Annotated in this window: 22 protein-coding genes; 12 read left to right on the forward strand and 10 right to left on the reverse strand. The window is 58.5% G+C overall.

Features of this window, described 5'->3' with window-relative positions:
* The first annotated feature begins 444 nt into the window (after window positions 1–444).
* The 3 genes from G5S37_RS06320 (at window position 445) to G5S37_RS06330 (ending at window position 2,230) form a co-directional block, all read left to right on the forward strand.
* Window positions 445–963: a L,D-transpeptidase family protein gene (locus tag G5S37_RS06320; protein ID WP_343229934.1), complete on the forward strand. Its 519-nt coding sequence runs from the start codon at window positions 445–447 to the stop codon at window positions 961–963.
* A 121-nt stretch (window positions 964–1,084) separates the two neighbouring features.
* Window positions 1,085–1,261: a CPXCG motif-containing cysteine-rich protein gene (locus G5S37_RS06325; protein WP_165201892.1), complete on the forward strand. Its 177-nt coding sequence runs from the start codon at window positions 1,085–1,087 to the stop codon at window positions 1,259–1,261.
* 105 nt (window positions 1,262–1,366) lie between these two features.
* Window positions 1,367–2,230 (forward strand): helix-turn-helix domain-containing protein, encoded by an 864-nt coding sequence (locus tag G5S37_RS06330; protein ID WP_165201894.1) that lies wholly within the window; start codon window positions 1,367–1,369, stop codon window positions 2,228–2,230.
* A 12-nt stretch (window positions 2,231–2,242) separates the two neighbouring features.
* On the opposite strand, the gene chrA is transcribed toward G5S37_RS06330, so the two are convergent.
* On the reverse strand, window positions 2,243–3,565 hold the full coding sequence (gene chrA / locus G5S37_RS06335) for a chromate efflux transporter (protein WP_165201896.1): 1,323 nt from the start codon (window positions 3,563–3,565) through the stop codon (window positions 2,243–2,245).
* A gap of 105 nt (window positions 3,566–3,670) precedes the next feature.
* On the opposite strand from chrA, the gene G5S37_RS06340 reads away from it, so the two are divergent.
* Window positions 3,671–4,219, forward strand: coding sequence for a hypothetical protein (locus tag G5S37_RS06340; RefSeq protein ID WP_165201898.1), 549 nt, complete (start codon window positions 3,671–3,673; stop codon window positions 4,217–4,219).
* Window positions 4,220–4,267: 48 nt separating this feature from the next.
* Here the strand turns inward: G5S37_RS06340 and G5S37_RS06345 are convergent, their stop codons facing one another.
* From G5S37_RS06345 to G5S37_RS06385, 9 genes are all read right to left on the reverse strand, one after another.
* Window positions 4,268–4,597: a hypothetical protein gene (locus G5S37_RS06345; RefSeq protein ID WP_165201900.1), complete on the reverse strand. Its 330-nt coding sequence runs from the start codon at window positions 4,595–4,597 to the stop codon at window positions 4,268–4,270.
* 1 nt (window position 4,598) lies between these two features.
* Window positions 4,599–4,991: a hypothetical protein gene (locus G5S37_RS06350; RefSeq protein WP_206026330.1), complete on the reverse strand. Its 393-nt coding sequence runs from the start codon at window positions 4,989–4,991 to the stop codon at window positions 4,599–4,601.
* Between the two features lie 159 nt (window positions 4,992–5,150).
* Window positions 5,151–5,660 (reverse strand): hypothetical protein, encoded by a 510-nt coding sequence (locus tag G5S37_RS06355; protein ID WP_165201904.1) that lies wholly within the window; start codon window positions 5,658–5,660, stop codon window positions 5,151–5,153.
* Window positions 5,661–5,680: 20 nt separating this feature from the next.
* Window positions 5,681–6,397, reverse strand: a complete 717-nt coding sequence (locus G5S37_RS06360; protein WP_276617057.1) for an IS5 family transposase — start codon at window positions 6,395–6,397, stop codon at window positions 5,681–5,683.
* A gap of 299 nt (window positions 6,398–6,696) precedes the next feature.
* Window positions 6,697–7,635, reverse strand: coding sequence for a glucosamine-6-phosphate isomerase (locus G5S37_RS06365; RefSeq protein ID WP_165201908.1), 939 nt, complete (start codon window positions 7,633–7,635; stop codon window positions 6,697–6,699).
* A gap of 200 nt (window positions 7,636–7,835) precedes the next feature.
* The gene (locus G5S37_RS06370; protein ID WP_165201910.1) at window positions 7,836–8,528 is read right to left on the reverse strand and encodes a hypothetical protein; all 693 of its coding nucleotides are present in this window, start codon (window positions 8,526–8,528) and stop codon (window positions 7,836–7,838) included.
* Between the two features lie 34 nt (window positions 8,529–8,562).
* Entirely contained in the window at window positions 8,563–9,354 is a 792-nt protein-coding gene (locus G5S37_RS06375) for a PIG-L family deacetylase (protein WP_165201912.1), read from the reverse strand.
* A gap of 41 nt (window positions 9,355–9,395) precedes the next feature.
* Complete coding sequence (locus G5S37_RS06380) at window positions 9,396–10,061, reverse strand: hypothetical protein (RefSeq protein ID WP_165201914.1); 666 nt, start codon at window positions 10,059–10,061, stop codon at window positions 9,396–9,398.
* A 19-nt stretch (window positions 10,062–10,080) separates the two neighbouring features.
* Window positions 10,081–11,115 carry a Gfo/Idh/MocA family oxidoreductase gene (locus tag G5S37_RS06385; RefSeq protein ID WP_165201916.1) on the reverse strand — a complete coding sequence of 345 codons (1,035 nt, stop codon included), beginning with the start codon at window positions 11,113–11,115 and terminating at the stop codon, window positions 10,081–10,083.
* Between the two features lie 665 nt (window positions 11,116–11,780).
* Here G5S37_RS06385 and G5S37_RS06390 point away from each other — a divergent pair.
* From G5S37_RS06390 to rpsL, 8 genes are all read left to right on the forward strand, one after another.
* Window positions 11,781–12,560, forward strand: a complete 780-nt coding sequence (locus G5S37_RS06390) for a hypothetical protein (protein WP_165201918.1) — start codon at window positions 11,781–11,783, stop codon at window positions 12,558–12,560.
* Between the two features lie 191 nt (window positions 12,561–12,751).
* Window positions 12,752–14,941, forward strand: a complete 2,190-nt coding sequence (locus G5S37_RS06395; protein ID WP_165201919.1) for an acetylxylan esterase — start codon at window positions 12,752–12,754, stop codon at window positions 14,939–14,941.
* A gap of 385 nt (window positions 14,942–15,326) precedes the next feature.
* Window positions 15,327–16,697, forward strand: coding sequence for an aspartate/glutamate racemase family protein (locus G5S37_RS06400; RefSeq protein ID WP_206026331.1), 1,371 nt, complete (start codon window positions 15,327–15,329; stop codon window positions 16,695–16,697).
* A 202-nt stretch (window positions 16,698–16,899) separates the two neighbouring features.
* Complete coding sequence (locus G5S37_RS06405) at window positions 16,900–17,571, forward strand: hypothetical protein (RefSeq protein WP_165201922.1); 672 nt, start codon at window positions 16,900–16,902, stop codon at window positions 17,569–17,571.
* 210 nt (window positions 17,572–17,781) lie between these two features.
* Window positions 17,782–18,402 (forward strand): hypothetical protein, encoded by a 621-nt coding sequence (locus G5S37_RS06410; protein ID WP_165201924.1) that lies wholly within the window; start codon window positions 17,782–17,784, stop codon window positions 18,400–18,402.
* A 236-nt stretch (window positions 18,403–18,638) separates the two neighbouring features.
* Window positions 18,639–19,538, forward strand: a complete 900-nt coding sequence (locus G5S37_RS06415; protein ID WP_165201926.1) for a hypothetical protein — start codon at window positions 18,639–18,641, stop codon at window positions 19,536–19,538.
* A 249-nt stretch (window positions 19,539–19,787) separates the two neighbouring features.
* Window positions 19,788–20,729, forward strand: coding sequence for a hypothetical protein (locus G5S37_RS06420; RefSeq protein ID WP_165201928.1), 942 nt, complete (start codon window positions 19,788–19,790; stop codon window positions 20,727–20,729).
* Window positions 20,730–21,043: 314 nt separating this feature from the next.
* Window positions 21,044–21,451, forward strand: a complete 408-nt coding sequence (rpsL, locus tag G5S37_RS06425) for a 30S ribosomal protein S12 (RefSeq protein ID WP_165201930.1) — start codon at window positions 21,044–21,046, stop codon at window positions 21,449–21,451.
* Window positions 21,452–21,453: the final 2 nt, after the last annotated feature.

Below are 21,453 nucleotides of genomic sequence, written 5' to 3' on the forward strand. Positions count from 1 at the left end.
AGACTCTCTTCTCGCTAGCCCCGCCTTGGCATCAGGGCACAAAAAAGCGAACCCGCTGGGTTGACTCTAGGAAAAAAACCCCCAAAACCTAGAGGACAATGATCAGCGGGTTCGCTTTGTAGGAAATTATGCCGTCCAATTCCTTCTGCAAAGAAAAATCGTTGGGGACCCGCAGGATTTTCTAACTTTTGCCCTAAATTGACTGTGCATCGTGATTACAACGTAAAATTTGGCCCCCTTTGGGTGGTCTTCTGTCTGGCATTTTTCGGTTTAACAGACGTCCGCGGGCAGGTTCCGAGTCAGGCCCGACAGCTCGTTGTGGCCGTCGCGCCGGACTGGGATTCCATGCGCGCCTCCCTCCAGTGCTGGGAGCGGGAATCGGCCACTTCTCCTTGGAAACCCGCCTTCAAATCGCCTTGGCCCGTGCTCCTGGGAAAGAAGGGAATGGCTTGGGGGCGAGGGGTTTCAACGCCCACAGATTCCTCGATCCCCTGGAAAATGGAAAAGGATGGCAAGGCGCCAGCCGGGGTTTTTGAGTTGGGCCGACTCCATGGTTATGCAGCGGGCCCTCCTCAGGGATCGGACTGGCCCTACCTTCAGGTTGGCCCTTATGACGCATGGGTGGATGATCCTCGTCTGCCCCACTACAACCAGCATGTCCGCGTGGATCCGGAGAACATTCCCTCGTGGTTCGAGAGCCAGCGCATGAGGCTGGGCGATGCCGCCTACAAGTGGCTGCTGGAAATTCGCCACAATACAAATCCTCCACAGCCTGGTTACGGCAGCGCCATTTTCTTCCACGTGCGCCGCGGCCCCGACCGTCCCAGCGCCGGCTGCACCACCATGGCAGTGGAGAATCTGGAAAACATGATCCGCTGGATTCGGGAGGAAAAACGCCCGTACTACGTGCTGCTTCCCAAGGCGGAGTATGACAAGGTTCGGAAGTCGTGGGGGCTGCCGTGACTTGAGTAGTCAGTAGTCGATGGTTGGCGAGAAACGTGTTTTCATTGTCAAAACACTCCCGACTCTTTCTGACGACTGACCCACTGCTTACTGCTTACTGCTTACTGCTTACTCACCCCCCATGCCCACCGTCACCTGCCCCACCTGCTTCGAGGAATTTGATGTCCCGGCGCCTTACATTACCGAGGTGCCTTGCACGGTGGACTATGATTGCGAGGTGTGTTGTCGTCCCATGAGCATCGACTTCTGGGAGGAGGACGGCGAGGTGGTGGCGCAGGCGAGTGGGCTGGCTGAGTAATTGCCAACTCCCTGGAAAGAGCAGATAATCCATCTTGTAGAGCCATCCGTACGGGCGGGTGGGCTTGCCACGTTTCGCCATCCTCTACTAGCATGCGCCCTCGCCATGACCCGGTTTCTCCGCAGCTATTTCCACACCGAGAGGGATGCCCTTCGCGGGGCGCTCTATCATACGGTGCGCGCGGGGCATCTCGTGGCGGACAAGGCTCACCACGTGGATCGCGAAACGCTTGCGGGGCATGAGCTGGTCTATTGCCTCCGTGGCGCCGGTTCCGTCCGCGTCGCTGGCAGGACCCATCGTGTGAAAGCTCGAGGGCTCTACTGGATCTCCTGCTGGCATCCCCATTCCTACCGCGCGGATGCCACGGATCCGTGGGAGCTCTACTGGGTGCGCATTGATGGCCCCGGTCTCGATGCCCTGGCGAAAATCCTGCGCATTTCCGATCTGCCGGTTTTTCCTGCACTGGATGATGCCGCAGTGAAGTCCTGCTTTGGCGACATCTTTGAAATCTTCGATGCACCCTCGCCGGCCAGCCCCGCGCGCATGCATGCGAGTCTCGCCCGTCTGCTGGCCATGCTCTACGAGAGCCGCTTCCGCGATGTGGCAGACATGGACGCGCTGACGTCCGTGCCGAGTGCCCTGGAGCGTCCGCTGGTGCGCATGCGTCAGCACTATGCAGACCCGCTGCGCCTCGCCGATCTCTCCGGGCTGGCGGGCATGAGCGTGAGTCATTTCATCCGCACGTTCAAGCGCAGCATGGGCACCAGCCCCATCGACTGGCTGCGTCGTGAGCGCATCAGTCAGGCAAAACGGCGTCTCATCGATACGGACGAGCCCGTGAAGGAAATCGCCCGGCAGTGCGGCTACCGCGATCCCTACTTCTTCAGCAAGGACTTCAAGAAGCTCACCGGCCTGCCGCCTTCCAGCTACCGTGAGCGCGAGCGTGGCGCTCGTCCGCCGGTGAGCTAGCCGAGGGTTTCGTCACGGCACCATCACCAGCATCTTCCACACCAGTCCCAGCAAGGCGCACACGCCGATGGTCTGGACGACTCCCGCCTTGAAGCGCGTCAGCGCGATGAAGGCGGCGATGGAAACCACCAGCACATACCAGTCGAATCCTCCGGTCGGCGGACGCAGCGCGTGCCAGGCGAACCACACGGCGAGATTCACGATCACGCCCACCACCGCAGCCGTGATGGCCGTGAGCATGATCGAGAGTGTGGGACGCGAGCGCAGGTGCTCCACATGCGGTCCGCCGAGGAAGACAAAAAGGAAGCAGGGCAGGAAGGTGGCCCACGTGGTGATGAGTGCGCCCAGGGTGCCTGCGACGAGCGGGCTCATTTCCCCAGGATGCTGCCAGGCACCGACAAAGCCCACGAATTGCAACACCATGATCAGCGGCCCTGGCGTGGTCTCCGCGAGGGCGAGGCCACTCATCATCTGCGGCTGCGTGAGCCAGCCATGATGCTCCACCGCCTGCTGCGCCACATATGGCAGCACCGCATAGGCACCGCCGAAGGTCATGAGCGCTGCCTTGCTGAAGAACACACCCTGCCGGAAAATCACACTCGCCCAGCCCTGCCACAGGCCCATGAGCAGAATGGGAATCCACCAGAGCGTGCAGGCGACCAGGGTGATCTTCAGCGTCCGCGCCCACGTGGCCTGCTTGCAGGGGGGGAGCTTGAGAAATCCCTTCTCGCTGTCGTCGTCTTCGTCGCCATGTGACTTGGTGGCGGGGAATTGGGTGGGTGAGATCCGCGAGCCAATCCAGCCAATCGCCGCAGCGGCGAGGATGATTAGCACAAAGGAAATCTTGAAGTAGAAGATGGCCACGAACGACGCGGCTGCCAGCAGCCACAGCGCAGGAGTCTTGAGCGCCTTTTTCCCGATGCGCAGCCCGGCACTGGCGATGATGGCAATCACAGCGGGCACGAGACCGTAGAAGATGGACTTCACCCAGCTCACATCCCCATGGCTCATGTACAGCCAGCTCAGCGCCCAGAGGATGAGGATGGAGGGCAGCACAAACAAACCACCCGCCGCGATGCCCCCGCGCGCGCCATGCAACCGCCAGCCCAGGTAGGTGGCGAGCTGCTGCGCCTCCGGTCCAGGAAGCAGCATGCAGAAATTCAACGCATGTAGAAAATGTGGCTCACTGATCCAGCGGCGCTTTTCCACCAGCTCCTTGTGCATAATGGCAATCTGACCCGCAGGACCGCCGAAGCTGATGAACCCGAGCTTGATCCAGAATTGCAGCGCTTCCCGGAACGTTGGAAAGGCGGGTCCGGGGGCAATTTCAGGCATGACTCATGCTGAAGAGTCGATGTAATATTCCAAGTGACTTTTTTGGGGACGAACAACGTCTGTAGGGACGTTGTCATCAAAACAAACCATCTCGCTTCCACCGCCATGAAGACTTTCGCACTGCTCCCACTCGCATGCGCTCTCATCGCCGTCACCGCGCACGCTGCACCACCCAAGCAGGCTGCCATCGTCACCAAGGGCAAGAATGTGTCCTCAGGCAATCTCAGCCTGAACATCGCCACCATTCCCACCCCACCGACTGGAACCACTCAGGTGGACCGGGGCAGCAGTGGGAGCATTGATCGACAGACCTACACCACACCTACGGGCACGGTGATTACCCGTGATGGACGTGGTCGCATCATCGCCAGCTCCACCACGACCACGGCGGGAGAGACTTCCACCACGACGCATCGCGATGGTGATGGCCGCATCATTGGCAACACCTACAAATCGCCGACCGGCACCGAGTATACTCGCAATGCCCGCGGCGTAATTACTACCACGGCTACCACGACCACGGCAGGCGAGACTTCCACCACGACCTACCGCGACGGCAGCGGTCGCATCATCGGCACCAAGTACGTGAGCCCTATCGGCAGCGTGACCTACCGCGATGGCGATGGCCGCATTACGGGACCGGATTTCAAGTGAGCAAGAGCGGGCTCGCTGGTGCGAGCCCGAACCTTGGTTTTACTTAAATCATTTGAATCGGATGGCCACGCCGCTGGCAAAGCGTGTAATCGCCCAGCCGTCGTTGATCAGGCCTTCATCGGTGATGATCACCGCATTTGCGCCCAGTGTGGCAGCTTTCGCCCGGAGACCATTATGCATTTTGGCTACTTCGGACGGGCCAAATCCCAATGCGTCAACGGCTCCCAGCTCTTCATAGCTGCGTTCCGGGCGGGTCTTGAGAATCTCCACGAGGTTGGGATTCGTCGAAGCATAGGTCCCCTTGGACGTCTTGGTGACTTGAACATTGGCGCAAGAAGCGAGCGTGAGGGCAACGAGGCAGCAAAGAATGATTTTCATGTTACTTGAATTTGATTACTGAAGCAGTGGCGCGGGTGTACAGCCCATTGATGGGAGCTTCGGACGGACTGACAGCTCCCAGATATACGGGGCCACCCACGCGCTTGAAGATGATGGCATCGCCTCCCAGAGTCGCAGCCCGCTTCTTGAAGAACGATTCCGGAGCACCATTTGCCTGGATGTCCGCCACCAGATCGTATTTACGGGCAGGTGGTTCGCTGAAGACCTCGATCGGCGCCTTCGGTCTTGCGGCAAGGGTCATGTAGACCTGCTCTGCGTGATCCTGATACACGCAGGAACTGAAAGTGAGGCAGAGTATGACCGTCGCGGATAATCCCCCGATTTTGCAGACTACGGATAAGGCGTGATGAAATAGCGGTGAGCGGAGAGACATGATTTTCTCGGTCTCTTCATGAAGACTTTTCCCGGAGAGTCAAGGAGTTTGGTGATGGTGTATCCAACTCTGAGACAGTTATGCATGGCTATGACCAGGATAAAGGATTGGTGTTGCGGCAGGTTGGCCAAAAACCTGAGTCAAGAACACCAGTCACTCCTAGTCCATCTCCCAGTCGTTATGCGGCAGGAATGGCTGGATGCTGCCGACGTCTGCCATCTCTTTCGCAAAGGCCGTGCTCATGAATTCGGCCGAGGGAATGATGCTTACGCGTCCGAGATCGAGCCGGTCCGCATCCCAGCATGTGCCGATGGTCGGGTCATCGTGATGGTGACCGTCCGTGTGCCACGTGCAGGCATAGTGGAGCAGCTCGAATTGATCGTCGGAAATGTTCGCGAGCCATTCCTTGCGTAGCTGCGTGGCGAACTCCGCGCCACGTCCTCCGTGGCCGTGATCCCAGCCGTCATTGGTGCGACGGCTGTCATGAAATACCGAGAAGAGCCGCACCACCACCGGGTCCGCGCCGGTCTTCGTGGCGAGCAGCAGGCCATTGCGTCGCACCCGCTTCCAATGGGCAGGTCCGTGGATGGAGGTCAGCTGCCCTTGGAACTTGGAAGTGATGTACTGCCAGAGCAGGGCTTCTTCGAAGGGCAGGGGAGTGACGGGCATGGTAAAGCCTAGGGCGTGTTTTAGAAATGGTATTTGATAGCATTGAGAACGCAAGCTAGCTGAACAAAGGCGAGGAAGGTGGCAGCAAGTTTGTCGAGGCGGCGGTCGATGCGAAGGAAGGTTTTGAGGCGTTGGAAGAAGTTTTCCACTTGGTGACGCTTGCGATACCAGCCTTTATGATGTGCGGCTGGCTGCTTGCGTCCCTCGCGTGCGGGCACGCAAACGCCCACACCGCGGTCCTCCCAATGGTCACGCAAGGCATCGACATCATAGGCTTTGTCTCCCACCAGCGTACAGCCTTTGGGCACGGCCTTGGTCAACTCGAGAGCCACTGTAGATTCATGAACCTGTCCGGCACTCAGCTTCACGCAACAGGCCATGCCTTTGGTATCTACCAAGGCGTGAACCTTGGTGTTGGCCCCGCCCTTGGTGCGCCCGATGGCATTGGCTTGGACTCCTCCATGTCCGCCATTGGCAAACTGATGCACCTTGCAGCACGTAGCATCCATGTGGCGCAGCTTGCCTGTGGTGTAGCGTGCCAGCCTGCCTAAAAGGCGCTGCCAAAGGCCACCCGCCAGCCAGCGACGAAAGCGACCGTACACTGTCTCCCAAGGGCCAAACCCCTCAGGCAGGTCCCGCCATGGGGCTCCTGTACGCAGCACCCAGACAATGCCCTCCAGCATCAACCGCACATCCTTGGAAGGACGGCCACGCCGGCGTCTCCTTTTGGATCGAATCGAAAAATCTTTCTCCGACCGCTTACGTTAATTTTTTTAGCGCCTCCCAGCGGGCGTCCGACAGCCACAAACGTTTGATTGGTTGCATCGCAATCACCTATCACTCAAGAACATTGCCCAGGCAATCTCGTCGTCCTACATTATCAAAACACGCCCTAGCACATCGGATGGCAGCAGGACAGGAGGTTAGGCGTCCTCGCCTGACGGTGGAAGTTGGGTCTCCGGCCTGACCAGCATCATCCTTTTCGGTCAGGCCAGAGGCCTAACCACCGCTGTCAGACCGGAGGTCTAACCTCCCTCTAGTGCATCTCCACCGCAACGGAGCCGATGCCGCCGCGGAAGTAGTTGAACTGCACATTCGGATGGTCTGCCAGCAATGACATCGGAACGGCGGAGTCAGCGATGCCTTTGGAAATCATGAACGCCGTCAGGCGCTGGCCAAGCGGATTGTCATGCGCGCCGGCGTGCCAGATGCTCACCTTGTCTGCCATCCAGGTTTCCTTGGGGCCCACGGTGATGGCCATCTTCGGCACCATGGTCACGTTGCCACCGCCGCTGGTGCGCGCGTTCTGGGCGAGCGTGACGGGGTGCAGTTCCACCACGCGGGTGCCGAGCTTGCGGTACTCTTCAGGTGAGGGCGGCGCGCTCTTGTACTTGCCGGCGCGCTTGAGGGGATCGTTGAAGGCCCAGTGTTTGATGTCGCCCTGCCCGCCCTGCATCACCGCGCAGCGCACGCCGGCCTTCCAGGTCTTGGTAAAGGCGGCGATATCTGCTGTGGGGAAGTGCAGGTTCGCGTCCGGCATCACCAGCTTGCGGTCGATGCGGCGGAAGCAGAGTTCGCGGTCGGCCTTCTCAAAGGAAAGCGGGTGGGTGATGGGCACTTCCTTCTTGGTGGCGGCATCATACCACTCATCCATGCCCCAGAAGTGCGCCGTCTTCAGCGAGATGCCCAACTCATTCACGAGACGGGCCACGAGCGGAAGCTGCTCCGTGGGTCCAATGGGGCCGCAAATGCCCACGGGATTGTCCGCGGTGGACTGGCGCCAGGCGTTGATGTACTCCAGTGCCTCGGCCAGGTAGAAGTCCTCCAGCGTGTCATACATCACGACTTTGAACCCGGGCCGCGAAAGCTGCTGCAGGTCACGCACGGAAAGACGGGCGGCGTCGTTGATCAGGGAGTCATCGAGCGTGGTGTAGTCCCACCAATCGGGGGCGATGTGGCTTTGTTTGCGAGGCATGGGAAGAGCTGGAAAGAGAGAGAAGTTGGTTCGGTGGCGGCCTTCGAAACGTGGTGTCAGACGGTTTCTAGCCGCGCGATGCGGCATTAACTCACGGGCATCACAATTTTTCCAGAACAGGTGACCGGATGGTCATTCCTCATTCTGACTTCGTCATTTTTCGAGGAGGTGAGGCGGGCGGAAGGGGGCGGGATGACCTGCTATTTGTTCTGGTCCTCGGAATTCGCTTCTACCGCAGGGACAACTCGGACCGGAATGACGTTGCGATGCGCGTCCAGTTCAGCTTCGATGGTGAACCACTGGGTGTGGTCTTGATTGAAGGGATGCGCTGCGCCGTCCGGTGCGATAGGAATGCATTCGAACTTCACACGGTCACCACTGAACCCAAGGGGGGCGATGATGTACTTTGTTCCCGCCCTGAATTGGCGATGTTTCTCAAGGGTCTTCAACAGCGCGTCAGGTTGGTAAGGGGTGACTTTGACATCACCTGTTTTTTCCTTGGTACGGGCGACTAAAAGCAGTACCCGCGTCCAATCCCACTTATAGCCATGGTGGTGCACAATGACGGCGTCCAGAGTAGTTGAAGACTGAACGCTTACATGATTTGCTGCACTCGAATTGTACCCAAAGGACTGACTCCACAGGACCTTTCCAGACTTGCCCTTGGCTTGGACGACAACGTCTTCTTCGTCTCCCGCGGATTCGATCTTTAGAGTCGGATACGGTTCGGAGGATGTAGCAGGCTCAACCTTTGCGGACTGAGACACTTTTACCTCGAACCGCAATCCGAGGCCCTCTAGCTGGACCAAAGGATGTTCCGTCGCATGAGAATGTCCGGCCGCTGCGATTGCGAACAAGAACAGGGCGGCAATTTTTGTGGAGGTAGATCCCATAGTGCGTGAGCAGCTCCCTTGATTTTAGAACGTCTTATTCCTCCAGCCACTTCTCGTAGTCCACACTGATGAGGCAGTCCGAGCCGAGGGCCTCCTTGAGCGGATCCGTCTCCGCACTGCTGAAGCCCAGGTGGAGGTGGCGGCGCCAGCCTTCCGAGTGGGTGAAGTGTTCCGAGAGCAGGCCGACCGCGCGGGACATTTCATCCATGGTGATGAGGTAGGAGTCCATGCCCTGGCTCACGTCCAGCCAGTGCTTCTGGCTCTCGTGCGCGGCGAGTGCCTTGCGCTTGTGGTCGTGCACCTTCGTGGTGTTCACGTACTGCCCGGCACGGATGCGTTTGCGCAGGGGATCGCGCAGGCCGTGCGGCATGGCGTGGTACACCGTCACATCATGGAAATAGGCGTCCCGGGGCGGGTCGCTGGCCAAATTGGGAATGCCGTGCATGAAGGCCGCGCTCACCGCCAGGCGCGAGGCAAACATGTGGTCCTCCATGTAGTCCTGCGGCGAATGCGTCAGCACAATGCTCGCTTTCGACTCCCGCACTACCGCCGCTACCTTGCGCAGCAGTTCGGGCGTGTAATTCAGCTCAAGGTCATGGCAGATAGGCGGGTAGAAGGTGGCCCCGAGAATCTTCGCCGCTGCCTTACCCTCCTCCAGCCGCTTCGCTGCGGTTTCCTCCGAATTCATCTGCACCGAGCCACCATTGCCCGTGCACAGATTCATGTAGTGAATGTCCCAGCCCTCCTGCTTCAGAAGCAGTAGCGTGCCGGCGGCGACGAATTCGATGTCATCAGGATGGGCGAAAATGGCGAGGGCGGACGGCATGGTGTGGATAAAATCAAAAGGGCTGATGGGCGTAAGCGATATTAGCGGGTTTTTGCCGGTTCAACCGTCATCGGGAGATCAGGACCCTTTTCGGTCCTGCGTCCGAGAATAAAACCTTGCTGCTGAGTCGGGCTAATCGTGATTTCCATGGGTATTTGCTTTGAAAGCGGGGAGGTTAGGTGCACTCCTGATATGGACATGATAATGTCATCCGGATTTTCCTTGGATGGAACTTCATCCTCCGCAAACTCAGTCAGTACAAAAGCCTCCGCCTTGAGTAGCGCATCGATGGTATCGGGGGTAAGAGCGAACGGTTTAGTGGCGGGAGGTTTGGTGGTACGCAGAGCCCATTCATTTCTTCTCCGATATTCACCGCCGTTCTTCAACTGGTAGCAGACTGTCAGGTGGCATTCTGGGTCCAGTTTGTGCGTTTCCTGGTGAGCCCAGTACATCGTGACACCTCCAATACCGCAAAAACTGGGCGGTTGTGCCTTTGGTTTCTCACACGGAGGCAGCACTGCATAAAGCTGCCGCCGGTACATCCCCGCTTTCACGGTCTTGAGCAACGCCTCGTATCCTTCCTTCCTTAGCTCTGCCCCTGATTTCTCTTTCTGGAAACTGGCGCAGGACGTGAATCCTGCGCCACACAAGACGGCAGCAACGGCGGCCCGCATCATGGAAACCATCAGCGTTCTGGTAGTGCCCATGAGCGGTCCGACAAGTCGCTTACTTCAACTCGCTCAGCTTCACCGGACGACCGCCTTCCTCCGCGCTCTTGTCCGCGGCGAAGAGGACTTCGAAGCTCCGCAGCGACTCACGGAAGCTGGTGAGCGGCATGTCTTCGCCCTTTTCCAGGGAGTCGAAGAACGTCTGGAACTGGGTCTGGTAGGGGTGGTCGCTTACGTCACCGCTGTCGAGCATCTTGAGGTTCAGCTTGCTCCAGCCGCTCTTGTCCGCACCCAGCTTCATGGAGTGGAACTTGTCATCCAGCAGGCTGCCTTCACTGCCCACGAGATGCGTGTGGAAGTAGTAAGGCTGCAGGCAGTCCACCACGGCGGCGCACTTGCCCACGCGACCATCCTTGAAGTTCACCAGGGTGACGCTGGTGGTGTTGTACTGATAGGGCTCGAAGATGTCGCTCTTCGACTTCGTGGAGAGGCTCGTGACGCTTTCCACGTCATTGCCCATGCACAGGAGCAGGGCGTCCAGTGCGTGGCAGCCGGCGGTGAGCAGAGCACTGCCGCCATTTTCCTTGCCCACATTCCAGCGGAACTGGCCGTACCAAGGTCCGATGCCGTGGTAGTAGTCCACTTCGGCGTAGTGCAGGTCGCCCAGCAGGCCCTGCTCCAGCACAGCCTTGGTGGCGAGGAACTGACCGGAGAAGCGGCACTCGAAACACACGCAGCCCTTCACGCCATTCTTCTCTGCGGCGTCCACAATGGCGCGGCAGTCGGCGATGTTCATGGCCATCGGCTTTTCCAGGATGATGTGCTTCCCGGCGTTCGCGGCAGCGATGGCCTGCTCGGCGTGCAGTGCGGGCATGGAGCAGATGTCCACCACGTCGATGCCGGAGTTCAGGAACTCGTCGAAATCCGTGTAGGTCTTGATAGAGCCGCCGTGGCGCGAGCTCACTTCAGCGTCGTCGAGTTTGCGGGCGGAATAGACTGCCGTGACCTGTGCGTGGGAGGTGGCGTTGATGGCCGCGATGTGCGCGCCCGCCGCCCAGCCGTAACCGATGATGCCGACTTTGTACTTCTTCATGGAGTGCCTTGCGTTGAGTAGTGGTGAAAGTGATGAAGTGGGGACAGAAAAGGTCGTACGCTCTCACATGTCAATCCTTGCCTCTTGCAAGCGAACTCCCGCGCACGCGTTCACCAGAGCCTAATTCGCAAAAGTACCGAAACACGGCAGAAAAGGGGAGGCTTCCGGTGTGACGGTGAGATGTGGAGTGAGGACAGTGAGCGGGAGAAATTCAGAAATTGCCCAACGACCTTTTTTCTTGTGTGACCCATTCGGATGGGCCTCGAATTGAGTCTGGGATGTTGCAGGCGTTGAGGGTGACTGTGTGCCTGGAAGTGTACAACCCACAGGGACTAAAAATCATTGGGTTCTTTTGTCCGCTTCCGCGTTCTCTCGTACTCAGGCAGGGCCACGGGCGCGCAGAACGCACAGGTCCTGCTAGGCGGATGCACCTCCGCGGGTGGCGTCGTCCTTGCATTCGGGGAAAATTGCCGGCATTGGACCTCAACGAGGGATTCGATGAAAGCCTCAGGCCCCGGAGCGTCCCCATGGGTATGGATCTAAGGTGGCGATGCGGTAGTCGTTCAGGCTTGATTTGCTCCTTCGCTTCAGGCGTTCTCTACGGTTATTCGTTCATGCCCTTGCGCAATACTTTTCCGGTTCGGGCTATTAACTAGGTGCCATTCGTGAAAGATACCTCGTATTTTTGTGTTCTTTATTTACAGTTGACACAACGTTTTTTGTGCGACAGTTCTGGTAATCGAATGAGTAAGTTTGAGGAGCATTTGAACCTGCTGGCCACCATTTCTGGCCTGATTGCTTTTCTTTGGATCGGCCTTCGAAGCGATTTGCCAAAATTTTGCGAATCTTGGTCGACGTGGAGAAATGGAAACGAGCGGTCGCATCTATGGCAGGCACTCCTGCTGGTTGGACCGTACCTTCTTTTTGCCTGTGCTACTCTCGTTCTCGTCACGCAGGAGCCTGATATTGTGATTACACATCACGTTGTGAAATCCATTCACTCCGAACAGGAATCGATTGTTGTAAACGAGGTGGGGCGTCCAACAATTCCACTCATCACCGATGCCGATCATGTTCAAGTGACTGTCCATGGTGCTATTGTCGGACCAGAGCTTCGAGCTCTTCGAAATCGATACGGCTCAACTCAAATTTGTGTTTACGTGTTAGTTTCGCAGCCAGAATTGAAAGTTCAGTCGGATCTAATTTGGCTGCAAAGCGCTGAGCGCGGAGTTCTTGATTCCGCAGGAAAATACGAAGCCAAGGCTTATTTAGGGGGGAAGGGTATCGACTCCGCTCGGAACGACGATAGATTTGACCTCTATCTTTATATTCCGAAGGACCAGGGCTTGAATTTTGAAAGTGAAAACATCTTTTCAGGCATGCAGTCACTGCCTCCGTCGCTCTTTTTGTCTGATGTGTTGAAGGTGAAGATTGTCAGAGCTTGATTTTGCCGGGGGGAATGCCCACGTGTGGCAATGTCGTGGGGCCACCTCAATGCGTGCTGCGATACGGTCATGGCACTCTCCAGAATGAGTGCAAATGAGATTGTGGAGATGCTTTGCATTTTTGAGATCGCTCATTGTTGATCGCTTTCCTTGGAAAAAGATTCCGCCTTCTCCTCCGTATGGAGCAGTGCATGAATTCACCCGCGCGCGTCCTCTCCCGCCTGTCATCGCTCACTGTTGCCGCGAGCATCGCAGCACTGCTCACACCTGTTGTGTTTGCCGCCGATGCTCCCGCCACCGTGCCCGTGCGTAAGTTGCGCGACTTGAACAAGAGCTATTTCCCCTTCACCCCGGTGAAGTCGAAGGAGGAATGGGCGGTGCGCCGGGCGGACATCCTCCAGCGCACGCAGGTCGCCTGCGGCCTGGTGCCCATGCCCACGAAGACGCCGCTCAATCCCGTGATTCATGGTCGTGTGGAGCGCGACGACTACACGGTGGACAAGGTCTATTTCGAATCTGTGCCCGGGAACTTCGTCACCGGCAATCTCTACCTGCCGAAGAACCCTGGGGAGAAGATGCCCGTGGTGCTTTGCCCGCATGGGCACTGGCCGAACGGGCGCTTCATGAATCTCGACAATGCCGGGGTGAAGAAGGAACTCGCTTCCGGTGCCGAGCGATTTGAGAATGCCGCCCGCTCCCCGCTACAGGCCCGCTGTGTGCAGCTCGCGCGCATGGGTTGCGCGGTCTTCCACTACGACATGCTGGGCTATGCCGACTCCTTGCAGTTCGCCGATGCGAGCGGAAATATCGAGCATCGCCACGGCCCCAAGGCGAATGGCTTCATCAGTCCGGATGCCGAATCACAACTGGTCGGCTACTTCAACCTGCAGACGTGGAACAGCATCCGCGCGCTGGACTTTGTCCTCTCTCTGCCGGGCGTGGATCCCACGCGTGTTGGTTGCACCGGAGCGAGCGGTGGTGGCACACAGACGATGATTCTCAGCGGGCTGGATGAGCGCGTCACCGCGGCTTTCCCTTGCGTGATGGTCAGCACGGCGATGCAGGGCGGCTGCACCTGTGAGAACACCAACCACCTGCGCATCGACCAGGGGAACATCGACTTCGCCGCGCTCACTGCGCCGCGCCCGCTGGGCATGACCACGGCGAACGACTGGACCAAGGAGCTGGAAACGAAAGGTTTCCCGGATCTGAAGAACCTCTACACGATGCTCGGTGTGCCGAACAATGTGACGGCCCTCTTCGCCCCGCACTTCCCGCACAACTACAATCACGTGTCGCGCACGGCGATGTACAACTTCTACAACAAGCACTTCAAGCTCGGCCTCGAGGAGCCGGTGCTGGAGCGTGACTTCCAGTCCCTGAGCGAGCAGGAGATGAGTGTGTGGGATGCAAAACACCCCAAGCCCACCGGTGACAAGATCGGCGAGGCTCACGAGAAGGCGCTGGTGAAGTGGTTCACGGAGGACACCGCCAAGCAAACAGCGCCTTTGCTGGCTCCCAAGACGGAAGCGGACGTCGCGAAGCAGCGTGATGTAGTCGGCGCCGGCTGGCAGGTGCTGATTGGCGGCAAGATGCCCGCGAAGGGGGAGTCCGTGCACAGCCTCGGTACGAAGGAGGACAAGGGCGGCTACCTGCTCATGCGCGGCACCATCACCAGCAAGCTGGGTGCGATTGAGACCGTCTACATCTATCCGAAGCAGTGGAACAACAGCGTGGTGCTCTGGGTGTCGCTCAAGGGTGAGGCTTCGATTCTGGATGACAATGGCGATCTCACCCCCGCTGCTACCAAGCTCCTCGCAGAAGGCTTCTCCATCGCCTGCCCGAACCTCTACATGAAGGATGCGAAGAAGAATCCGAACGTGTACGACGACGGCAAGAAGAAGCTCGATTCCTTCTACGGCTACGCGGGCTACCAGTACGGCTACAATCCCTCCCTCTTCGCCGAGCGCGTGCGCGACGTGATGGCGAGCATCGCGATGATCCGCGACAACGACAAGTATCGCACTGAGACGATCTGCGTCGCTGGAGTGGAAGGCGCGGGACCCATCGCTGCTGCTGCGGTAGGCATCGCGCAGTCGAAGGTGAACCAGCTCTTCGTGGATACCGAAGGCTTCCGTTTCGCGAAGCTCAATGACGTGTGGGACATGAACTTCGTGCCCGGTGCCGTGAAGTACGGGGACGTGCCTGCCTTGCTCAGCCTCTGTGCTCCGGTGAAGACCACGGTGGTGAATGAAACGAAGGAAAGTATCGCCCCGGCGGTGGCGACTTTCGGTGCAGGGAAGGCCTCACTGGAGGTGGTGGGCAAGGCAGAGGGTAGTGGCACGGATGCTGTGGTGAAGGCGCTGGTGGAGCGGCGGTGAGAAAGGTTTCAGAAGCTGTGCGAAGCACCTTGGACTGCGGATGCCTGCAGCCGCTTTCCTAAGGGCAGCTTGCTGCACGCTCCATCGCGCCGAAGTCGCCAAGCTTTCTGGACATATCACCCGACGAGCAAGTGGTGCCATCGCCACAGCAGGCTGTGGACTCTGGAAAGCGGCAGCAGGGCTGCACGCAGTCCAAGGCCTTCGGCACGGCATCCAGATCTTGGGCTGACGCTCATGCGTGTCGGCGGTTCATTTTTGAAGTGGAGGCTACATTCGAGCGCTTGCGCGCTCGGGCAGTCGGGCGTTGGTTGTCTGCATGAAGCATGGGGATATTCGGCGAGTCATTGCAGGGGCCATCGGAACCGTGTTTGCAGCATCAGCACCAGTGCTCGTTGCCGAAACTCCCGCTCCGCTTCCCGCGCTCGCTCCACTGCTCCAGCACGTCACCTCCCATCCAGACGGCAAGGCTCCGAACAGCATCGACTTTGCCGCACTGAAGGGAGATCGCTCTGAGCTTCCCATTGGTGTTTTCGATTCCGGCATCGGCGGACTTACGGTGTTGGAGGCGATCCTCAAGCTCGATAGCTTCAGCAACAAGACCCTCCAGCCTGGGGCGGATGGCATTCCAGATTTTGCCGGGGAGAAATTCATCTACCTCGGGGACCAGGCGAACATGCCGTATGGCAATTACCCTTCCCAAGGTCGCGAGGACTACCTGCGTGAGCTGATTGTGAAGGACATGGTCTTCTTGCTTGGGAAGCGCTACCACGGCGCGGAGGGTCCTCGTTTGGACAAGCCGGCGGTGAAGGCGGTCGTCATCGCGTGCAACACGGCCACGGCCTACGGCATCGATGACATGCGCGCCGCGTTGAAGGCATGGAATCTCGACGTGCCCGTCATCGGCGTCGTGGAGGCCGGAGCGCGGGCCGTGGTGGAGCAGCTTCCTTCCGAAGGAACGCCACCCATCGTGGGTGTGTTGGCGACCGTGGGGACCTGCGCCAGCAATGCGTATCCCAAGGCCATTGCCCGTGCCGCTGGTCTGGCGGGCAAGCCAGTGCCTCGGGTCATCCAGCAGGGCAGCGTGGGCCTCGCAGGGGCCATTGAGGGGAATCCTGCCTTTGTGTGGAGTGGGGCAGGGGAGCGACCGATGGCCTATGCGGGCCCGAAGGAGGCGGAGCTGAATTCCGTGGCGGCTTATGCCTCATTCGATGTGAAGCAGATGGTGCTGAACCCGAAGGTGAGTGAAACCGTGGCAGGCAGGAAGTCGGACGACAAGGCCCAAGGCTTGGGCATGCTGGTGCTGGGATGCACGCATTTCCCACTCATCGAAAAGGAATTGGACTCTGCGCTTGAGGAGCGAAGGACTGCGCAACGCACCGATGACCTTGGTTCATCTGCGGTACTTGTGTCTGACAAAGTCGCCTTCATCAATCCTGCGGAACTGACGGCCAAGGAACTCTTCCGGGAACTGGCCAAAGCCAAGTTGCGCGCGAAAGCTGCTACCGAGGCTACAGCAAGTGCTCCCGCGCCCCAGGGCACCTTTTACCTCAGCGTGCCCAATCCTGCTGTGGCCGGAGTGAAGCTGGCTGCGGACGGCTCCTTGGATACTGCCTACAAGGTGGGGCGTAAGACGGGCGAGTCGGAGAAAGAAGACACCAAGGTGATTCCCATGACCATGAAGACTCTGCCTGAGTCTTCCCGGTTGTTGTTGGAGAAGCTGCCTGCCGTGGCCGAGCGACTGAAGGTTACGCCTTGATCCGGGTGTGTCTTTGGGTGGCTGATAGCGAGATCGGAGAATAGAAAAATCAGCTCGGCCTCGTGGCATGCAATTGCCTCAGGACCATCGCGCCTTGAGCATCGCCACGGGAAAAGCTGGAGTGGGGTTTTCTCATGGGATGTCACAGGAGATCCGGTGCTCACATGCATTCAGGACAGCCTGTAGTTTCAGGCCTACCTCCATGAAAATACAACGTGCCAGTATCCTTAGAAACATCCTCCACCCCATCCTTGCTCTGGGCCTGACCATGAGCGCGTTCGCCCTCGACGACCGTTTTGATGAACCCCACCCTCAGGACGACCCCAAGCCCAAACCGGAAGTCGACCGTCCTGACCTGGTGCCCCTGGGGATCAGCTTCACCTTCGACCACGCGGATGACGGAAAAGATGCGTGGCGCTACTGGGCTGCCAAAGTGACGCTGGCGAACTTCGGCCCGGCGGATGCTGGTTCGTTCAACGCCCACATCGGCTTCAAAGTGCTCAGCACCACGGACCCTGTGAAATGGCCTGTAGGCTCGTGTCATTATGGGAACCAGGGCCCGATTTATCTGCAGAGCCTGAAGATGTTCGAGATCGTCGATGTGCCGTCCTACCAGTGGGGCAGCCCTGATTTTGCCATGCCGAAAGCCGTGACCTCCGCGGAAATTTTCCTCGTGGTGGACCGCTGGCGCTACCTCAATCCTGACTACGATTGGGAGAATGACTACGGCGCGGATTACACCGGCGCCGTCATGGAGGGCAACGAAGACAACAACGTGATCAGTTGCGCTGTGATGCATTTCGCAGAACTCCTGGATCCTACGACGACTGAACCCGTGGTGGTCAAGCCGACCCTGAAGCTGCGCGGCAAGTAATTGTCCCGACAATGGTATTTTGAAAACGCGGGATGCGGCCGGCATCCCGCGTTTTTTGTCGCATGGTGGGCATCGCGAGATGGGTCGTCATGGCAGGAATGGGATGCCGGGTGTCTGGACGCGCTGCACTTGGTTTGGACCACGGAATGTCACAATCGAGGTGGCATTCACATGCACCCTGTACAGCCCTGTAGTTTCAGGCTCACATCCATGAAAATCGACCGTGCCAGTATTCTGAAAAACATCATCCACCCCGCCATGGCTCTCGGCCTGACCATGAGCGCTTTCGCTGGAGGTAATGGACCCGTCATCACGACCGGTCCCATCGAACGCTCTCCAGATATCAAACTCCTCCCGAGGCCTGACCTGGTGCCCCTGGGTTTCACCTCCACCCGCAAGGAGCAGTATGACACCCAGTGGCACCGCGCCTATTCCGCGACGGTGACTGTGGCGAACTTTGGCACGGCGAAGTCAGAGCACTTCGCCTGCATCTTCGGCTTCAAGGTGCTCGCGACCAATGACCCTGTGAAGTATCCAGTCGGCTCCAAGGGGCTCTGCGGATTTGTCACCTTCACCGAGGGACTCGACGTCACGGAGATAAGAGATGAAAGCTCCACCGTCTCCTTCAGCATTCCCAAGAGTGTCTCGAAGATTGAGATCTACCTGCTTGTGGACCGCTACCTGTGGGGCACTGACGACGACTGGGAAAATGACAGCGGCGCAGAACTGACGTGCAACATCGCCGAGTCCAATGAGCTGAACAACGTCTGGGGACCCAAGGTTTACAGCTTCATCCCCCTGCCCAACACGCCGCCTGTAGTCTCCTGGTAATCTGGCCAGAGTACAAGCTTCTGAAGTTTTTCGCGCGGGGTGCAGAGATGCATCCCGCGTTTGTTTCGGGGCATCGGGCGCATAGCTGGAGCGCTGGGCCCATTGGACCTTTGTCTTATGGACTCACTCTAGACGTGTCAGGAAAGAGCCGCGCATACTCGGGGCGCAACACCCTCAACGTTATGTATTCATCTCTTCCTCGCACGTGCGCAGTGCTGGCAATTTTGCTGGCAGGTATGACGACTACTGTAGACGCTCAGGCTCCCGCCACAGCGCCCGCTCCGCAGTTGGACAAGGCGCAGCTCAAGACTCAATTGGATGCACGGCAGAAAAGAGCCGATCTGATGCTCGCTGAACTGAAGGCTTCCGACGCCCGCATCGAAGGAACGATCGACCGCGTCATCGAGACCTTGAAGATGGTGGGGGACTCCAAAGACTCACGCACCAAGGTGGCCCGCATCAAAGAAGACACCGTGAAGCGACTGGCGAAGAACCTCGAATTCTATCAGCGGAAGCGAGCCGATCTGATGGAACAGATGCGCCGCCCCACCTTGAATCTCACGATGGAGCAGAAGCAGAAGGCCATCGCGAAAGTGGATTCCCGCATGGAGAAGCGCGTGCAGCAGATTCTGGCGCTCAACCAGTCCATGCCCACGCACCAGGACTACGACAAGTACAAGACCGTGGACAACGGCTGGTACGGTACCACCTTCGCGGTGAACGATGACTACAAACAGAATCAGCGTCTGATGACGTACACGGATTCCCAAAGGGGGAAGATTCTGGAGGGGTTGCAGAAGAGTGTGGGCCGACTCGAGCAGTACAACCGGACTCTGCAGGGCTGGCTCGCCAAGGCCACGGGCGATGAGCATCGCAAAACCCTGCAGGGAGAAATCGCACGGAACGAGGAGCTTCTGAAAGAGCGTCGCACTCAGATCGCCGACCTCGCCAAGCCGACCATCGACTTTACCCGTCCCATCAGTGGGAAAGAAGCGCAGGATATGGACGGAGCCTTGCGCAAGACCGTGGATTCTCTTCAGCGTGAGTTCACCACGTTGTTTCGCAATTACTCGACCTATCTTCAGGAACTCTCTGCGGTGAACACGGTGAAGGCTGCGGTGGATGCCGCCAAATAGCCAGGCGCACTGAGACTGGTGCTAGCGAGGTCTGCAAGGCCCTGCTCGAAACGGAGCGGGGCTTTTTTGTTTTTTTCGAAGAGCGGTTTTAGTTTCAGTCCTCTCGATACAGGCTCGCAAGCGCGGGTAGGCAAATCCTTTGGATTACAGTGATGTTTATGGAATTACATCTGCCCGGGCGAGGTGTTTTTACATAGACATTCAAAGAAAAGGCTGTGCATACTGCCCGGCAGTTAAGGAGACTTTCTTATGCACCTATCCGTACTCCGTCCCTGTGCTGTTTTCTCCCTTCTGCTCGCTGGCCTGGCACCTGTCCTTGATGCACAAACGCCTGCGCCCCAATTGGATAAGGCCCAACTGAAGGTCCAGCTCGCCGCACGCGAGAGGAGAGCGAATCTCCTTCGGGATGAACTCCGGGCGACGGATGCACGCATCGAAAGCACGATCGATCAGCTGGTCGACTCCTTGAAGCTGGTGAGGGACTCCAAGGATTCCCGCACCCGGGTTGCGAGGATGAAGCAGGACTCCATGCAGCGGTTGAATAACAACATCGCTCTCTACCAGCGGAGAAGGGCGGACATGCAGGAGCAGCTGCGGCGGCCCACCCTCAACCTGACGCTGGAGCAAAAGCAGAAGGCCATCGGGAAAATCGACGCCCGCATCGAGCGTCGTGTGCAGCAGATCCTCTCCCTGAGCCAGGCCATGCCTGCGCACGAGGAGCACCCCCAGTTTGACGCGGTGAGCGACGGATGGTGGGGGACGACTTTTGTGCAGAATCAGGACTTCAAGCAGAACCGCCGCCTGACCTCGCACACCAACACCCAGAGACGGCAGGTCATGAACGGCATGCAGGAGAGCATTGCCCGATTGGAACGCGAAAATCGCACGCTGAACGCCTCCCTGGCGCAGGCCACTACGGAAGGGCAACGGAGGATGCTGGCGGATGAGGTAGCGAGGAACGAAGCGCTCCTGAAAACGAGGCGGACCCAGCTTACGCAGGCTGCCCTTCCTTCAGATTCTTCAGGGCGTCCCGTCAGCCTGAGGGAGGCGCGGGATTTGGATACGGCCATTCGCACCACGGCAGACTCCCTTCGCCCTCAGGTGGATACCTTGTTCCAGCAGTATAATGCGCTTCTTCAGGAGGTATCCCGCGTGAATACTGCCAGGGCAGCCTTGGATGCGGCCCAGTAAGACAGAGCAAAGAAGGGCGTATTGTAGATGAAACAAAGGAGTAAACTGCGGCTGCGACTGGGAAAATCCGGTCGCAGGGGCGAAAAATCGTCCCAAGAACGCGAAGAAAGTGCAAAAAGGAGTTGCACGGGTTCGACATCTCCGTAGTATTCGCGCTCCCACAGCCTCGGCCCCGGTAACACGGGGTGGTTTTCAAGGCCCGCTTCGGCGGGTCTTCCTATCGGAAGCAGCCCCGGACAAGAAGCGCAACCCACAAGGGTGACGTGTCTTTCCGTGTCGTGACCGAACGAGCGAGAATCTTTGACACCGTCGATATGCCCACCATCAATCAACTCGTGCGACATGGCCGCAAGGATAAAGCGGTCAAATCCAAGTCCCCTGCACTGGCGAATTGCCCTCAGCGTCGTGGTGTATGTCTTCAGGTGATGACCAGAACGCCCAAGAAGCCGAACTCGGCTCTTCGTAAGGTCGCCAAAGTACGTCTCACGAACGGTTATGAAGTGATCGCGTACATCGGCGGTGAAGGTCACAATCTTCAGGAGCACTCCATCGTGCTGGTGCGCGGCGGACGTGTGAAGGACCTTCCGGGTGTGCGTTACCACATTGTTCGTGGCACGCTGGACTGCCTTGGCGTGGACAAGCGCCGTCGTGGCCGTTCGAAGTACGGTGCGAAGCGTCCGAAGCCCGGTGCTGCCGCTGCTCCTGCCAAAGGCAAGAAGTAAGC

Origin of the sequence: Roseimicrobium sp. ORNL1, assembly GCF_011044495.1 — a bacterium.
Classification (GTDB): Bacteria; Verrucomicrobiota; Verrucomicrobiia; order Verrucomicrobiales; family Verrucomicrobiaceae; genus Roseimicrobium.

Coding starts and splice junctions, on each gene's coding strand:
- G5S37_RS06320 (WP_343229934.1), top strand. CDS start 445: ATGGCTTGGGGGCGAGGGGTTTCAACGCCCACAGATTCCTCGATCCCC.
- G5S37_RS06325 (WP_165201892.1), top strand. CDS start 1,085: ATGCCCACCGTCACCTGCCCCACCTGCTTCGAGGAATTTGATGTCCCG.
- G5S37_RS06330 (WP_165201894.1), top strand. CDS start 1,367: ATGACCCGGTTTCTCCGCAGCTATTTCCACACCGAGAGGGATGCCCTT.
- chrA (WP_165201896.1), bottom strand. CDS start 3,565: ATGCCTGAAATTGCCCCCGGACCCGCCTTTCCAACGTTCCGGGAAGCG.
- G5S37_RS06340 (WP_165201898.1), top strand. CDS start 3,671: ATGAAGACTTTCGCACTGCTCCCACTCGCATGCGCTCTCATCGCCGTC.
- G5S37_RS06345 (WP_165201900.1), bottom strand. CDS start 4,597: ATGAAAATCATTCTTTGCTGCCTCGTTGCCCTCACGCTCGCTTCTTGC.
- G5S37_RS06350 (WP_206026330.1), bottom strand. CDS start 4,991: ATGTCTCTCCGCTCACCGCTATTTCATCACGCCTTATCCGTAGTCTGC.
- G5S37_RS06355 (WP_165201904.1), bottom strand. CDS start 5,660: ATGCCCGTCACTCCCCTGCCCTTCGAAGAAGCCCTGCTCTGGCAGTAC.
- G5S37_RS06365 (WP_165201908.1), bottom strand. CDS start 7,635: ATGCCTCGCAAACAAAGCCACATCGCCCCCGATTGGTGGGACTACACC.
- G5S37_RS06370 (WP_165201910.1), bottom strand. CDS start 8,528: ATGGGATCTACCTCCACAAAAATTGCCGCCCTGTTCTTGTTCGCAATC.
- G5S37_RS06375 (WP_165201912.1), bottom strand. CDS start 9,354: ATGCCGTCCGCCCTCGCCATTTTCGCCCATCCTGATGACATCGAATTC.
- G5S37_RS06380 (WP_165201914.1), bottom strand. CDS start 10,061: ATGGGCACTACCAGAACGCTGATGGTTTCCATGATGCGGGCCGCCGTT.
- G5S37_RS06385 (WP_165201916.1), bottom strand. CDS start 11,115: ATGAAGAAGTACAAAGTCGGCATCATCGGTTACGGCTGGGCGGCGGGC.
- G5S37_RS06395 (WP_165201919.1), top strand. CDS start 12,752: ATGAATTCACCCGCGCGCGTCCTCTCCCGCCTGTCATCGCTCACTGTT.
- G5S37_RS06405 (WP_165201922.1), top strand. CDS start 16,900: ATGAAAATACAACGTGCCAGTATCCTTAGAAACATCCTCCACCCCATC.
- G5S37_RS06410 (WP_165201924.1), top strand. CDS start 17,782: ATGAAAATCGACCGTGCCAGTATTCTGAAAAACATCATCCACCCCGCC.
- G5S37_RS06415 (WP_165201926.1), top strand. CDS start 18,639: ATGACGACTACTGTAGACGCTCAGGCTCCCGCCACAGCGCCCGCTCCG.
- G5S37_RS06420 (WP_165201928.1), top strand. CDS start 19,788: ATGCACCTATCCGTACTCCGTCCCTGTGCTGTTTTCTCCCTTCTGCTC.
- rpsL (WP_165201930.1), top strand. CDS start 21,044: ATGCCCACCATCAATCAACTCGTGCGACATGGCCGCAAGGATAAAGCG.